Origin of the sequence: Mycobacterium sp. AT1 (genome assembly GCF_002043095.1) — a bacterium.
Taxonomy (GTDB): Bacteria; Actinomycetota; Actinomycetes; order Mycobacteriales; family Mycobacteriaceae; genus Mycobacterium.
Genome location: NZ_MVOC01000060.1, coordinates 39,851 through 53,074, shown reverse-complemented (window position 1 = coordinate 53,074; position 13,224 = coordinate 39,851). Strand labels below are relative to the sequence as shown.

The following is a 13,224-nucleotide window of genomic DNA, read 5'->3' as shown; positions in this document are numbered from 1 at the left end:
GCCCATGAAGAACAACTAGTCCGCTACTCCCCGCGGGTGTCGATCACACGTTGGGCGACGTCGAGCAGCTTGGTGTTGGTGTCCTGTGACAGCTGGCGGAGCATCGAGAACGCCCGCACGTCGTCGATCTTGAACCGCTCCATGATGATGCCCTTGGCCTGCCCGATCCGGTCGCGCGTGGACAGCGCCGACTGCAGCTGCTCGCCCTCCCGGCTCGCGAGGATCGCCGCCGCCGCGTGCGCCGCGAGGATCATGCCGATGGACTCCGCCTCGCTGTCCCACAGCTTGGGCTCGTGCCCGAACAAGTTGAGGGCGCCCGCCGTGCGATCGGCGGTGTACAGCTTGAACGACAACGCGCTGAGAACGCCGAGCTTCACGACCTCCGGGGCGTAGTTCGGGAACCGGGGCTCGTCGCGGAAGTCGTCGGTGCGGACCACGATCTCGTCCAGCGCCGCCTCGACGCAAGGACCTTCGTTGTGGCGCATCTGCAGTTCGTCGAGCTTGAACATCAACTCGCTGGTCGGCGCGAGGGTTTCGAAACTGCCGGCCTTGCCGATGAGTAGGACGCCCGCGAAGTCGACGCCGGGGATCAGTTCCTTGGCGGTAGCGGTGACGTCGGCGAGGACGTCGTCGACCTTCCGCAGCGCGGTGACCCGCGCCAACTCCGCCATGCGCATGGCGAGGTCGTGGTTCTGCAACTTCATGATGGCATTTTGCACGTTATCTCCGTCGCCAAGCACGTTTGTGACCGCCGAGCACGGGAAATGCGCTCAGGCAGGTGTGCTTGAGTGTCGACACTCAATCAAACCTAGGTCTCACCGGTTCAGACTAGAGCCGGTGGGGCCGTTTTGATTAAACGATTCGCCGAGTCACTCTGCTAATTGTAGTAGCGTCCGGTGCATGGCCGATGCGAACGTGTGGATCCTCGGGGGCTACCAGAGCGACTTCGCCCGCAATCTCACCCGCGAGGGCGTCGACTTCGCCGGGCTGACCGCCGAGGTCGTCACCTCGACGCTGCACGCCGCCAAGATCGACGCTGCCGACGTCGGCGTCGTCCACGTCGGCAACGCGTTCGGCGAGATGTTCGCCGCTCAGGGCCACCTCGGCGCCATGCCCGCCACCGTGGTCGACGGCCTCTGGGACACCCCGTCCTCGCGCCACGAGGCTGCCTGCGCGTCCGGGAGCATCGCCGCGCTCGCCGCCATCGCGGACCTGCGCTCCGGCGCCTACGAGACGGCCCTCGTCCTCGGCGTCGAGCTCGAGAAGACCGTGCCCGGTGACACCGCCGCGCAGTACCTCGGCGCCGCCGCCTGGACCGAATTAGAGGGGCAAGACGCGCGGTACATGTGGCCCTGGACGTTCTCCGAGGTGGCCGACGAGTACGACCGCCGCTTCGGCGTCGACGAGGTCCATCTCCGGGCCATTGCGTCAATCAACCTCGCCAACGCCCGCCGCAACCCGAACGCGCAGACCCGCGACTGGACGGTGCCGAACCCGCTGACCGACGACGACGTCGCGAACCCCGTCGTCGAGGGCCGGATTCGTCGTTTCGACTGCAGCCAGATGACCGACGGCGGCTCCGGCGTCGTCCTCGTCACCGACCGGTTCTTGCGAGACCACCCCGACGTGACGCCGTTGGCGCGCATCGACGGGTGGGGGCACCGCACCGTTGGCTTGGGTCTGCAACAGAAACTCGACCGCTCGGCCGAGGGCCCCTACGTCATGCCACACGTCCGTCACGCCGTGCTCGACGCGTTCGGCCGCGCGCACGTGACCCTGGACGATCTCGACGGCATCGAGGTGCACGACTGCTTCACCCCCAGCGAATACCTCGCCATCGACCACATCGGACTAACCGGGCCTGGGGAATCCTGGAAGGCCATCGAGAACGGCGAAATCGAAATCGGCGGACGGCTGCCGATCAACCCCAGCGGCGGACTCATCGGCGGCGGCCATCCGGTCGGGGCGTCGGGGGTGCGCATGCTCCTCGACGCCGCCAAACAGGTCAGTGGCACCGCGGGCGACTACCAGGTCGACGGCGCATCCACCTTTGGCACCCTCAACTTCGGCGGAAGCACCGCCACCACAGTCAGTTTCGTCGTCGCCGGCGTGCCGGCAATCTAACCTCAGCGGTCAAGGAGTAACGCAATGAACGTAGAAGTGGTCGGCAAGTTCCTCTCCACGCTGCCCGACGACGACGACCATCCGTATCGCACCGGTCCGTGGCGACCGCAGTCGACCGAGTGGGACGCCGACGACCTGACCGTCGTCGACGGTGAGCTTCCGCGCGACCTCGACGGCGTCTACCTCCGCAACACCGAGAACCCGCTGCACCCCGCGCTGAAGGCCTACCACCCCTTCGACGGTGACGGGATGATGCACGTCGTCGGCTTTCGCGACGGAAAGGCGTTCTACCGCAACAGGTTCGTCCGCACCGACGGCTTCGCCGAGGAAGAGGAGGCGGGCGGTGCCCTGTGGCCAGGGATCGCCGAGCCGGTCGGGTTGGCCAAGCGCGACTATGGCTGGGGCGCAAGGACGTTGATGAAGGACGCGTCGAGCACCGACGTGACCGTGCACCGCGGCACCGCGCTGACTAGCTTCTACCAGTGCGGCGACCTGTACCGGGTCGACCCGTTGACCGGTGCCACCCTCGGCAAGCAGGAATGGAACGGCGCGTTTCCACACCAGTGGGGCGTGTCCGCGCACCCCAAGGCCGACGACAAGACCGGTGAGCTCTTGTTCTTCAACTACTCCAAGCAGGAACCGTTCATGCACTACGGCGTCGTCGACGCCGCCAACGAACTGGTGCACTACGTCGACGTGCCGCTCCCCGGTCCGCGGCTGCCACACGACATGGCGTTCACCGAGAACTACGCCATTCTCAACGACTTTCCGCTGTTCTGGTCACCCGAGTACCTGGAGCGCAACGCTCACGTCGCACGCTTCCACCGCGACATGCCGTCCCGGTTCGCCGTCATCCCCCGGCGCGGCCAGACCTCGCAGATTCAGTGGTTCGAGGCCGACCCGACCTACGTCCTGCACTTCACCAATGCCTACGAGGACGGCGACGAGATCGTCCTAGACGGGTTCTACCAAGGGGATCCGGAGCCGAGCGACAACGGGCTCGGCGACAAGTGGCAACGCGCCTTCCGCTTCCTCGCGCTGGACCGCATGCAGGCGCGGCTGCATCGTTGGCGGTTCAACCTGGTCACCGGCGGGGTGCGAGAAGAGCAGTTGTCGGACTCCATCACCGAGTTCGGGATGATCAACCCCGGGTACGCCGGCGGGAAGTACCGCTATGCCTACGCCGCAACGGGCAAGCCCGGCTGGTTCCTGTTCGACGGCCTCGTCAAGCACGACCTGCAGACCGGCTCCGAGGAACGCTACGCCTTCGCCGACGGGGTCTACGGCAGCGAGACGGCGATGGCGCCCCGAGTCGGAAGCACCAGCGAGGACGACGGTTACCTCGTCACCATCACCACCGACATGAACGCCGACGCCTCGTACTGCCTGGTGTTCGACGCCGCCAGGGTTGGCGACGGGCCGGTGTGCAAACTGGCTCTGCCGGAACGTGTTTCGAGCGGAACGCACTCGACGTGGGCCGCGGGGGCCGAGCTGCGCCGCTGGCAACAGACCGACACCGCCGCAGAGGCGATCGGCCTGTAGTGGAGCCGGGAGGCGTCAACGCCGTCGGGCGGATGCTGGGCGTGCTCGGCGACGAGTGGACGCTGCTACTCGTCCAACAGTCATTGCTCGGGGCGACTCGCTACGGCGAATTCGCTGCCCGCCTTCCGATTTCGCACGCCGTTCTCACGAAGCGGCTGACGGCACTGACGGCCGACGGCCTGCTGGAGCGCACCATCTATCACCAACGACCACCCCGGTACGAGTACGTGCTGACGCCAAAGGGCAGGTCATTGTGGCCGGTGCTGACGGCGATCTGGGAGTGGGAACGCCGCTGGGTTCCCGACCACGCCGAGCGGTTGCCCACGATGCACCACCTCAGCTGTGACGCCGAGTTCGCCCCGCAGGTCACCTGCCGGGCGTGCGACCAGGTGGTCACGGAGAAGGAGTTGACCGTTGAGTGGGGTCCGAGCGGATCGTGGAAACGGTCGATGCCCGCCGAGTCGACGCGGCGCCGGGCGACGTCCGAGGCGGCCGGGCGGGCGGGACTGTTCCCGGAGACCATGACCATCCTCGGCAACCGCTGGGCGTTCGCCCTTCTGGTCGCCGCGTTCGTCGGCACCACCCGGTTCAACGACTTCGCCGGCCAGCTCGGCGCTCCCCCTGGCTCGCTGACCGACCGGCTGCAGAGCCTCACAGCGGGTGGCGTTCTGGATGCCGTCGGCGGGCGCTACGCCCTCACCGAGAAGGGTCGGGCCGCGTTTCCGATTCTGATCACCGCCCTGCAGTGGGCGCAACGATGGTTCGCCGCACCCGAGGGGCCAGCCGTCCTGCTGCGGCATCAGTCGTGCGGCGACGCGTTCGAGGCCGTGCTCAGCTGCGACCAGTGCGCCGGGGCACTGCGCGGCGCCGACGTGGAGGATCGGCACTGAAGTCCGAAGGTGTTGCCGCAGTCCAACACTGGTGAAAAGTCAGCGCAAGAATCTTCCAGAAACTTCTTGGCACTCTCACCCGTCGAGTGCTAATTTGGGAGTCGCACAGTGATTGACAGCCCGCCGAGGTGGCGGGCATCGAGTAGACAAGGGAGGTGGATTGCTGTGCTTCGTTTTGATCCGTTCGGTGACCTCGACCTGTTGACCCGCGGTCTGCTCAACGGCCAGTCCGGGTCGAACCGCAGTCCCCGGTTCATGCCGATGGACCTCTGCAAGGTCGACGACCACTATCTGCTGACCGCCGATCTGCCGGGCGTCGACCCGGGATCGGTGGACATCGACGTCGACGCCGGCACGCTGACGATTTCCGCGCACCGGACCGCTCGCAGCGAGGACTCCGTCCAGTGGCTGACCAACGAGAGGTTCTTCGGCACCTACCGCAGGCAGCTGTCCCTTGGTGATGGGGTCGACGCCTCCGCGATCAGCGCGACCTACGAGAACGGCGTGCTGAACGTGACCATTCCCATTGCGGAAAGGGCGAAGCCGCGCAAGGTGCAGATCGCCCAGGGCGGAAAGCAGACGTCCATCGAGGCGAACACCGTCGACGCCGGTTAGCGTCCTATGTTGGACCGGTGACGGCGCCCGCGTGGCGTCGTCACCGGTCCAACCGGAACCGAAGGTTGTTGCGCACCGACGGCCACTCGCCGTCCAGGATCGAGTAGACCACCGTGTCGCGCCGGGACCCGTCCGGCAGCAGTTGATGGCTACGGAGGATGCCGTCGCGCTTGGCGCCCAATCGCTCGATGGCCGCGCGGCTGGTCGAGTTGAAGAAGTGGGTGCGGAACTCGACTGCGACACAACCCAATTGCTCGAAGGCGTGCCCCAGCATCAGTAGTTTGCATTCGGTGTTGACCCCGGACCGTCGCACGTCCTGGCGGTACCAGGTGTACCCGATCTCCAGCCGGCGGTTGGGCGCGTCGACGTGACAGTAGCTCGACGATCCGACCAGCTCGCCACCCAGCGCGCGCACCACGAACGTCAGGCCCGTGTCGGGGTGCTGCACCGCCAGCCGGCCGTCGATCCACTCCTGGGCGGTGTCCGGCGTCGGAGCACTGGTGAACCACAGCGGCCGGACGTCGGCCGTGGCCGCGACGATCTCCGGAGCGTGCGCCGAGGTCAGCGGCTCCAAGCTCACCCACCGATCCCCGGTGAGGTGCACGGGTTCGACGAAGGCGGTCATCGAGCGCGTCCCATCCCGGCCCACGCCGCCACCATGGCGAACACCGACAGCACGGCGGCTGCCACGACGGCCCCGCCTCCGACGTAGAGGCCGTAACCCGCCGCGATCGGGTTGCCGACGTACAGCCGGTAATACCACAGCACCAGCACTGCCAGGATCACCGAAATGCCAAGGGCCGCAGTCGAAGCTGTCTTGGGACGGAGACTCCTGGCCGACATTGCCGCAGCCACGATCAGCAGCGAACTCAGCACGACGATCAGCTGGCCGACCCCGAACCCGTTCGGTGGCACACCGATCGAACCGTACTTTCCGCCGATGGCATTCGCTCTGCCGCCGCCGTCGGCGCTGGTGACCAGCCACGGCAGCCACGCACTGACCAACAGCACCGTCGAGCAGAACACGACGAACCATCCCGGGCGCAGGCGAGCCATGCGACGAGCGTATCGGGTCGGCAACCCGCCGCGACGTAGGCTGACGGCATGAGCGAACTCCCCGGGTGGGCCGAGAATCTCGACCTGGCGCCGCACCCCGAGGGCGGGTGGTACCGGGAGACCTGGCGCAGCGACCTGACCTTGGGACAACCCGCGCTGCCGCCGGAGTACACCGGCCCACGAAGCGCCGGAACCGCCATCCTGTTCCTGCTGATGCCGGGACAGCAGTCGGCGTGGCACACGGTGCGCAGCGCCGAGCTGTGGTTCCACCATCGCGGCAGCCCACTGCTGCTCGAAGTGGGCGCCGAACAGCGCGGCGCCACAACGCATCTCCTCGGAAGCGACGTCACCGCCGGTGAGCAGCCACAGTTCGTGGTGCCACCGGGACACTGGCAGCGCGCCGTGCCACGGGACGCCGAACCCGCACTGGTCAGCTGCGTCGTCGTGCCGGGTTTCGACTTCGCCGACTTCGCGCTCGGCGCGCCTACCGACTGAGCAGCTGGACCGCCGCGGACACCAGCGCAGCGTTGTCGGGGGTGACGGACCCGTCGGGCAGCGTCAGGGTGTCCTCCATGCCGATGCGGGTCTGCAGACCGCAGACACCCGCGTGTTCGAGTAGCGGCCAGCAGCTTTCGTCAAGGCCGTGCAGCAGTACCGGCGCCGGCGAGTTCGCGGACGCGACCCTTTCGAGCATCGCGTCCGCGACGGCGACGCCCTCGTGCCCGTCAAGCTCGACCATCACCCGCATGCAGTGCTGAACCAGCGTCGACTCCGCCCACGACGCGGCCGCCTCCAGGTTGAACAGCCCGATTTCGACGCCAATCCCCTTGCCGAGCAGCACCTCCGCGAGCTCCGGCGAACCGGGTTCGTCCCAGTTGAGCGACGCGAAGTCGGGCAGCACGGTCCAAGCCTCCACGGCCCGGCGGCGGGCATCGGGGTCGGGCAGCGCCCAGAACCCCGTGGTCACCCCCAGCGGCAAGCCGGGCACGGCGGCCCGGACGGCGCTCACCGCGGCGGCGACGACGTCTGGGTCGAGTGAGTCCTTGCCGTCCGGCGTCTTCGGGTGCATGTGCACGGCCTTGGCACCCGCCCGGTGGGCCGAGAGCGCGGCCGCAGCCAACTGCTCCGGGGTGACGGGCAGGGCGGGGTGCTCGGCGGGGGTGCGCGCACCGTTGACACAGGCCTTCACGTAGATCGTCGCCGCGGTCATGCAGTCCATCTTCGCCTCTCACCGTCGGACTTTCCGAAGTACCGTCTGTCCATGGAGGGGCACATCATCGTCTGCGGCGACGATCCGCTGGGGTTGCGGATCGTCGAACAGCTCCGCGGCGCCGGCCGCGAGATCGTGGTCGTCGAATCCGCCGCCGAGCTGAGCGAGGCAGGCATCGCGGCTGCGGCCGCGTTGATCTGTGCCGACGACGACGATGCGCTCAACCTTGAAATCGCTGTGCTGGCAAGACAGTTGAACGCCACCGTGCGCGTCGTCGCCCGTCTGGCCAACGGCGTGCTCCGGGAAGCCGTTGCCATCGGGAACGGCCCCGGGGCCATCCTCGACGTCGCCGACGTGGCAGCTCCGTCGGTCGTCGAGGCCTGCCTGTCGCGTACCACGCACTCGATCACCGTTGCAGGCATCGAATTCGTCGTCTCCGGCACCACGGCACCACGGGCGGCCACGCTGCGGGAGATCTTCGGCGATCTGGCTCCGGTCGCCGTGCTGCGGGGTGACCGGTCACCGGATCCTGGCACGGTGGTGCCGTGCCCGGGCCGCGACGAGAGCGTCGCGGCCGGGGACTGGACGGCGATGATCGGCACGGCTGGGGAGCTTGCCGCCCAAGGCATCGCCGTGACTTCGTCTCGGACGGCAGCCGCGCACCCGAGACGGTCGCCGGTGAAGCCGGTGGCCGACGCGATACGCGCCTTTCGCGAGGACGTGAATCCGAACTTCTTCAAGGCGCTTGCCGTGTCGATGAGCCTGCTGCTCGGGGCAACGGTGCTGCTGCGCTTCGCCTACCACCGGCCCGGCATGAGCTTCGTCGATGCGCTGTACTTCTCGACCGAGACCATTGCCACCGTCGGCTACGGCGACTTCAGCTTCGTCGACCAGCCGACCTGGTTGCGGTTGTTCGGCATCGCGTTGATGTTCGCCGGTGTCACGACAACCGCCGTGTTGATGGCCTTCGTCGCCGATCTGCTGCTGTCCCGGCGCATGGGGCAGAACGCCGGTCGCCGCAAGGTGCGTGATCTGACCGATCACATCGTCGTCGTCGGGCTCGGATCGTTCGGCATTCGGGTGGTGGCCGATCTGAAGGCCGCCGGACACGACGTCGTGGCCGTCGAACGCAGCCGTGACAACCGCTACCTCGCCTCGGCGGCACAGCTCGACGTACCGGTGATCTTCGGCGACGCCACGCTGCCGGAGACACTCGACGCCGCCCGCATCGACGACGCCGTGGCGGTGGCGGTGCTCACGCAGGACGACATGGTGAACATCGAGACGGGCATCGTGCTTCGCGAACGGCTCGGCCAGCGGTGGCTGAGATCGGCCGACCAGCCGGGCGTTCCCGTCGTGCTGCGGGTCTACGACCGGACGCTGGGAAAGGCGGTCGCCCAGCGCTTTGGCTTCGAAAACGTGCGGTCGACGGTCGAGCTCGCGGCGCCGTGGTTCATCGGCACCGCGATGGGATTGGAGGTACTTGGCACGTTCTCGGTGGGACAGCAGTCCTTCATGGTTGGCGGCGTCGAGGTGGAGCCGGGCAGCAAGCTCGACGGGCTGCGGATGGCGGACATGTCCACCCAAACCCGGGTGATCGCGATCATGCACCGCCCGGGGGACGTCCAACTCCATCCCCGCCGCGAGACCCGTTTGCGCGCCGGTGACACCGCATATCTCGTCGGCCCACACCGCGAACTCCTGGAGGCGTTGCACGAGGGGCAGGCCGATACAGCGGAGACGGTTACGCGAAGACGGTCTTGAACTTGTCCAGCGATTCGCGGATGTCGCCCTTCAGCGAACTGGCGACGATCATCCCGATCGGGCCGAACAACGCAGGCCCACCCAGGTGGACGTCGAAGGTGACGGTGGAGTTGACCGCCTCCTCGTCGGCGGGCTTGACCCTGCCGATCAGCTTGACCTTGACCCCGCCCTTGCCGTCACCGTCGAGTGTCAGCGAGTGCGGCGGCTTGTAGCTGACGATGGTCCACCGGACCAGGTTCATCATTCCCTTGACCTCGACGACCGAGGCCAGCTTGGTGCCCTTCTCCAGGGTGTCGGGCAGCGTGCTGCGCCACACCCGGTGAATCGTCAGCCACTCCCTGTACCGCGTCAGATCCGAGGCGGCCTCCCAGGCCTTCTCCGGTGGCAGGGGTACGTCGACGGAGACCGAGAGTTTCGCCATGTCTTACGAGGTGGGAGGAGGTCCGGCCGGGGTGGCGGGAGGCGTGGTCGGCGGCTGCGGGGCCGGCGGCGTGGCCGGAGGTTGCTGCCCGGCGGGCGGTCGTCCGGCGTTGTCCCTGGCCGCCTTCTTCGCGGCCTCCTGCACCTTGTCGACCTGCCCTGCGTACTTGCCCTGCGTCTTCTTGTCGACGAGGTCGCCGGCCTTCTCGATGGCGACGTCGACCTTGTCGGCGTTCTTCGACGCGAGGTCCTTCAGCTTGTCAAGAAATCCCATGACACCACCCTAATCGGGCTTGCCGCGGAGGCGGCGGAGTAGGTCGGCCGATCAGGCGCGATCGTGGAGGGTCACCTGGTATCCGTCGGGGTCGGCGAAGGTGAACGTCCTACCGAATGGGCCGTCGACAGGCGCGGAGACGATCGCGTGACCGTCGGCGACGAGCGCGTCGTGAATGGCCTGGACGTCGGTGGCGTGCAGCCAGATGGCGGCTCCGATTCCTGGCTGGGCGACGGAGGTGAGGTCGGTGCCGGGAACGACGTCGCGCAGCGCGAACGCGATCGGCTTGGTGTCGAAGACGACGGCGTGCGGAGGTCCGGCCGGGGATCGGACGAGGCCGAGGTACTGCTCGTAGAACGCCTGCGAGGCGGCGCGGTCGCGGGTTTGGAGCGAGATGAAGTCGGGGCCGGTGACGGGCATGGGGATTCCTTCCATTCGTGTCAGTTATCTGACACGTTTGAACCTATGTCAGAATACTGACATGAGTCAAGACGGAGTCGACCTGCCGACGTCGCTGGGCTATCTGCTGAAGGAGGCGTCGAGCGTTCTGCGCGCGGCCATGGAGGAGGTGCTGCGGCCGCTGGAGATGAGCGTGACGCACTACGCCTGCCTCGAGCTGCTGGCCCAGCGACCCGGCCTGTCGAACTCCGAGCTCGCCCGCGGCGCGTTCGTGACACGGCAGTCGATGAACGTCCTACTCCAGACCCTGGAACGGCAGGGCTACGTCACCAGGCCGGCGGAGGCACCGGTCGGGAAGGCCCTTCCCACCCGGCTCACCGCCCGCGGCCGACGGAGCCTGGAGACCGCGACCGCAGCGGTCCGCTCCGTCGAACTGAGGATGCTGGCCGACATGACCGACGGCGAGCAGGCGGCCGCGTCTCGGATCCTGCGCAAGATGATCCACTCCCTGCGCGACACCGGTCCCTCGAGCTAGGCCGATCGCCACAGTCGTCGGGGTTCGCCGAGAATGCGTCCCTGCACCCACCAGGAGATCTCGACCAGCACGGCGGCCGCCAGCCCGATGCACAGCGCGGTCGTGGTCGCCGCGACGTTCGACGGGTCCAGCATGAACGCCTTCCTCGTCAGCGGTAGAGCGAAGATCACCACGTACGCCAGCGCCGAGACGGCTACCAGCCCGATCCGCCACCACTCGTACGGACGGGCCACCACCGCAAGAACCCACAGCGCGCCCACCAACAGCGTGATCAACGCCGCCGTCGACGCCTGCGTCTGCTCCACCACCGTCGACGCCCGTCCTTCGTAGGCAAGCAGGTAGCTGGCGAACGTCCCGATCCCGATGACGAGCCCGCTTGGCAACGCGGAGGTCATCACGCGCCGGACGAACCCCGTATGCGCGCGCTCGCGGTTGGGGGCCAGCGACAGCACGAACGCGGGGATGCCGATGGTGAACCAGGCGGCGATCGTCACGTGGATCGGTTGGAACGGGAACAACAGCGGGTCGGTGCCGAACACCTTGGCAGACAGGCCCGCCATGCCCACCAAGATGGCCAGCAGCACCGAGTACACCGTCTTGGTCAGGAACAGATTCGAGACGCGCTCGATGTTGCCGATCACGCGCCTGCCCTCGCCGACGACGTACGGCAGCGTGGCGAACTTGTCGTCGAGCAACACGATTTGGGCCACCGCGCGGGAGGCGGAGCTTCCCGAGCCCATGGCGACACCGATGTCGGCGTCCTTGAGCGCCAGTACGTCGTTGACCCCGTCGCCGGTCATCGCGACGGTGTGACCGCGGGATTGCAAGGCGTGCACCATCGCCCGCTTCTGGTCGGGTCGCACCCTGCCGAACGTGGTGTACTCGGCGACGGTGTCCGCCAACGCCTCGGGTTCCTCCGGAAGGCGTCTGGCGTCGAGCGTCTCACCATGCAGGCCGAGGCCATCCGCCACCGCGCCGACCGACACGGCGTTGTCACCCGAGATCACCTTGACCGTGACCCCTTGGGCGGCAAAGTAATCGAGGGTGTCATGGGCATCGGGACGCACCCGCTGCTCGAGGACCACCAACGCCACCGGCGTGACGACGCCTGGTGCGTCCGGCGCGTCGACCGCCCGGTCCGACGAACCAAGGAGCAGCACCCGCAGACCCCGCGCCCCGATCCGCTCGGCTTCGTCGGCGTCGGGCGACGACGGGTCGAGCAGCACGTCGGGTGCGCCGATCACCCAATTGCCGTGGTCCTCATAGGACGTTCCGCTCCACTTGGTCGCCGACTTGAACGGCGCACTCGCGGTGGCGGTCCACCCGGGCGGCTGGTCGTAGGCCTCCGCGATGGCCCGCATGCTGGCGTTGGGACGGTCGTCGTCGGCGGCCAGGGACGCCAACGGGTCCGCGCAGTCGTCCTGGCCGAAGGTCCTGAGATCGGCCAACCGCATGCCGTTCTCGGTCAGCGTCCCCGTCTTGTCGGCGCACACCACGTCCACCCTGGCGAGGCCCTCTATGGCGGGCAGCTCCTGCACGAGGCATTGCCGTCGGCCCAGCCGCACCACCCCCACCGCAAAGGCGATCGACGTCATCAGCACCAGGCCCTCGGGCACCATCGGCACCAACGCACCGACCATGCGCAGCACCGACTCTCGCCACCCGGCGTCGGTGGTGAACAGCTGGGTGTAGATGGTCAGGAGGCCGGCGGGAACCAGAAGGTAGGTGATGAACTGGAGGATCTTGTCGATGCCACTGCGCAATTCGGACTTCACCAGGGTGAACTTGCTGGCTTCCTCCGCGAGCTTGGCGGCGTACGCCTCGCGGCCCACCTTCGTCGCGCGATACGCCCCGCTGCCCGCGACGACGAAGCTGCCCGACTTGACCTCGTCGCCGGCGTCCTTGGCCATCGGATCGGCTTCACCGGTCAGCAGCGACTCGTCGACTTCCAGATTCGACTCCTCGAGCACCTCGCCGTCGACCACGATCTGGTCACCGGGCCCGATCTCGATGACGTCGTCGAGCACCACCTCACCGGGTGCGCGGGGACCCGTCCCGGACTGCCTGCGCACCAACGGTTTTGCCTGACCGACGATGGCCAGCTCGTCCAGGGTCCGCTTGGCGCGCAACTCCTGAATGATGCCGATCGCGCTGTTCGCGACGATCAGGATGCCGAACAGGCCGTTGATCACCGATCCCGTCGACAGCACGATGACCAGTAGCACACCGAGAATCGCGTTGATCCTGGTGAACACGTTGGCCCGGACGATCTCCTTGACACTGCGCGCCGCCCTGGCCGGAACGTCGTTGGCCTTACCGTCGGCGACGCGTTGCGCCACCTCGGCATCGGAGAGCCCAACCGCACTCATCGGCGACGAATTCTCTTCGCGCAAGC

Annotated in this window: 15 protein-coding genes; 7 read left to right on the top strand and 8 right to left on the bottom strand. The window is 67.6% G+C overall.

Translation table 11 applies throughout. From position 1 onward, the window contains the following. Positions 1-23: 23 nt before the first annotated feature. Positions 24-704 carry a GAF and ANTAR domain-containing protein gene (locus tag B1790_RS26790; protein WP_079926325.1) on the bottom strand — a complete coding sequence of 227 codons (681 nt, stop codon included), beginning with the start codon at positions 702-704 and terminating at the stop codon, positions 24-26. A gap of 196 nt (positions 705-900) precedes the next feature. On the opposite strand from B1790_RS26790, the gene B1790_RS26785 reads away from it, so the two are divergent. The 4 genes from B1790_RS26785 (at position 901) to B1790_RS26770 (ending at position 5,171) form a co-directional block, all read left to right on the top strand. Continuing rightward, the gene (locus B1790_RS26785) at positions 901-2,124 is read left to right on the top strand and encodes an acetyl-CoA acetyltransferase (protein ID WP_079926324.1); all 1,224 of its coding nucleotides are present in this window, start codon (positions 901-903) and stop codon (positions 2,122-2,124) included. 24 nt (positions 2,125-2,148) lie between these two features. Further along, the gene (locus B1790_RS26780) at positions 2,149-3,666 is read left to right on the top strand and encodes a carotenoid oxygenase family protein (RefSeq protein WP_079926323.1); all 1,518 of its coding nucleotides are present in this window, start codon (positions 2,149-2,151) and stop codon (positions 3,664-3,666) included. A gap of 32 nt (positions 3,667-3,698) precedes the next feature. Next, positions 3,699-4,556 carry a helix-turn-helix domain-containing protein gene (locus tag B1790_RS26775; RefSeq protein WP_079926334.1) on the top strand — a complete coding sequence of 286 codons (858 nt, stop codon included), beginning with the start codon at positions 3,699-3,701 and terminating at the stop codon, positions 4,554-4,556. Between the two features lie 165 nt (positions 4,557-4,721). Further along, entirely contained in the window at positions 4,722-5,171 is a 450-nt protein-coding gene (locus tag B1790_RS26770; RefSeq protein ID WP_079926322.1) for an Hsp20/alpha crystallin family protein, read from the top strand. A 40-nt stretch (positions 5,172-5,211) separates the two neighbouring features. On the opposite strand, the gene B1790_RS26765 is transcribed toward B1790_RS26770, so the two are convergent. Both B1790_RS26765 and B1790_RS26760 read right to left on the bottom strand, forming a co-directional pair. Then, positions 5,212-5,796 carry a GNAT family N-acetyltransferase gene (locus B1790_RS26765; RefSeq protein ID WP_079926333.1) on the bottom strand — a complete coding sequence of 195 codons (585 nt, stop codon included), beginning with the start codon at positions 5,794-5,796 and terminating at the stop codon, positions 5,212-5,214. After that, positions 5,793-6,227, bottom strand: a complete 435-nt coding sequence (locus B1790_RS26760; protein ID WP_079926321.1) for a hypothetical protein — start codon at positions 6,225-6,227, stop codon at positions 5,793-5,795. Before B1790_RS26760 ends, B1790_RS26765 begins: the two co-directional genes overlap by 4 nt. Before the next feature lie 48 nt (positions 6,228-6,275). Here B1790_RS26760 and B1790_RS26755 point away from each other — a divergent pair, with 48 nt between their 5' ends. Continuing rightward, positions 6,276-6,722: a cupin domain-containing protein gene (locus B1790_RS26755; RefSeq protein WP_079926320.1), complete on the top strand. Its 447-nt coding sequence runs from the start codon at positions 6,276-6,278 to the stop codon at positions 6,720-6,722. On the opposite strand, the gene B1790_RS26750 is transcribed toward B1790_RS26755, so the two are convergent. Then, on the bottom strand, positions 6,712-7,446 hold the full coding sequence (locus B1790_RS26750; RefSeq protein ID WP_079926319.1) for a 3-keto-5-aminohexanoate cleavage protein: 735 nt from the start codon (positions 7,444-7,446) through the stop codon (positions 6,712-6,714). The genes B1790_RS26755 and B1790_RS26750 overlap by 11 nt on opposite strands. Before the next feature lie 42 nt (positions 7,447-7,488). On the opposite strand from B1790_RS26750, the gene B1790_RS26745 reads away from it, so the two are divergent. Continuing rightward, positions 7,489-9,201: a TrkA family potassium uptake protein gene (locus B1790_RS26745; RefSeq protein ID WP_079926318.1), complete on the top strand. Its 1,713-nt coding sequence runs from the start codon at positions 7,489-7,491 to the stop codon at positions 9,199-9,201. Here the strand turns inward: B1790_RS26745 and B1790_RS26740 are convergent. From B1790_RS26740 to B1790_RS26730, 3 genes are read right to left on the bottom strand one after another with little or no spacing between them, the layout of a single operon-like run. Then, the gene (locus B1790_RS26740) at positions 9,182-9,622 is read right to left on the bottom strand and encodes an SRPBCC family protein (protein WP_079926317.1); all 441 of its coding nucleotides are present in this window, start codon (positions 9,620-9,622) and stop codon (positions 9,182-9,184) included. The two genes, B1790_RS26745 and B1790_RS26740, sit on opposite strands and share 20 nt — an antisense overlap. A gap of 3 nt (positions 9,623-9,625) precedes the next feature. Further along, positions 9,626-9,895, bottom strand: coding sequence for an antitoxin (locus B1790_RS26735; RefSeq protein WP_079926316.1), 270 nt, complete (start codon positions 9,893-9,895; stop codon positions 9,626-9,628). Positions 9,896-9,946: 51 nt separating this feature from the next. Beyond that, the gene (locus B1790_RS26730; RefSeq protein WP_079926332.1) at positions 9,947-10,315 is read right to left on the bottom strand and encodes a VOC family protein; all 369 of its coding nucleotides are present in this window, start codon (positions 10,313-10,315) and stop codon (positions 9,947-9,949) included. 61 nt (positions 10,316-10,376) lie between these two features. Here B1790_RS26730 and B1790_RS26725 point away from each other — a divergent pair, with 61 nt between their 5' ends. Next, positions 10,377-10,829: a MarR family winged helix-turn-helix transcriptional regulator gene (locus tag B1790_RS26725; RefSeq protein ID WP_079926315.1), complete on the top strand. Its 453-nt coding sequence runs from the start codon at positions 10,377-10,379 to the stop codon at positions 10,827-10,829. On the opposite strand, the gene B1790_RS26720 is transcribed toward B1790_RS26725, so the two are convergent. Continuing rightward, positions 10,826-13,198 carry a cation-translocating P-type ATPase gene (locus tag B1790_RS26720; RefSeq protein ID WP_079926314.1) on the bottom strand — a complete coding sequence of 791 codons (2,373 nt, stop codon included), beginning with the start codon at positions 13,196-13,198 and terminating at the stop codon, positions 10,826-10,828. The two genes, B1790_RS26725 and B1790_RS26720, sit on opposite strands and share 4 nt — an antisense overlap. Positions 13,199-13,224: the final 26 nt, after the last annotated feature.

Bases quoted from the DNA above. Each gene is read 5' to 3' on its own strand.
- B1790_RS26790 (WP_079926325.1), bottom strand. From the start codon at position 704: ATGAAGTTGCAGAACCACGACCTCGCCATGCGCATGGCGGAGTTGGCG.
- B1790_RS26785 (WP_079926324.1), top strand. From the start codon at position 901: ATGGCCGATGCGAACGTGTGGATCCTCGGGGGCTACCAGAGCGACTTC.
- B1790_RS26780 (WP_079926323.1), top strand. From the start codon at position 2,149: ATGAACGTAGAAGTGGTCGGCAAGTTCCTCTCCACGCTGCCCGACGAC.
- B1790_RS26775 (WP_079926334.1), top strand. From the start codon at position 3,699: ATGCTGGGCGTGCTCGGCGACGAGTGGACGCTGCTACTCGTCCAACAG.
- B1790_RS26765 (WP_079926333.1), bottom strand. From the start codon at position 5,796: ATGACCGCCTTCGTCGAACCCGTGCACCTCACCGGGGATCGGTGGGTG.
- B1790_RS26760 (WP_079926321.1), bottom strand. From the start codon at position 6,227: ATGGCTCGCCTGCGCCCGGGATGGTTCGTCGTGTTCTGCTCGACGGTG.
- B1790_RS26755 (WP_079926320.1), top strand. From the start codon at position 6,276: ATGAGCGAACTCCCCGGGTGGGCCGAGAATCTCGACCTGGCGCCGCAC.
- B1790_RS26750 (WP_079926319.1), bottom strand. From the start codon at position 7,446: ATGGACTGCATGACCGCGGCGACGATCTACGTGAAGGCCTGTGTCAAC.
- B1790_RS26745 (WP_079926318.1), top strand. From the start codon at position 7,489: ATGGAGGGGCACATCATCGTCTGCGGCGACGATCCGCTGGGGTTGCGG.
- B1790_RS26740 (WP_079926317.1), bottom strand. From the start codon at position 9,622: ATGGCGAAACTCTCGGTCTCCGTCGACGTACCCCTGCCACCGGAGAAG.
- B1790_RS26735 (WP_079926316.1), bottom strand. From the start codon at position 9,895: ATGGGATTTCTTGACAAGCTGAAGGACCTCGCGTCGAAGAACGCCGAC.
- B1790_RS26730 (WP_079926332.1), bottom strand. From the start codon at position 10,315: ATGCCCGTCACCGGCCCCGACTTCATCTCGCTCCAAACCCGCGACCGC.
- B1790_RS26725 (WP_079926315.1), top strand. From the start codon at position 10,377: ATGAGTCAAGACGGAGTCGACCTGCCGACGTCGCTGGGCTATCTGCTG.
- B1790_RS26720 (WP_079926314.1), bottom strand. From the start codon at position 13,198: ATGAGTGCGGTTGGGCTCTCCGATGCCGAGGTGGCGCAACGCGTCGCC.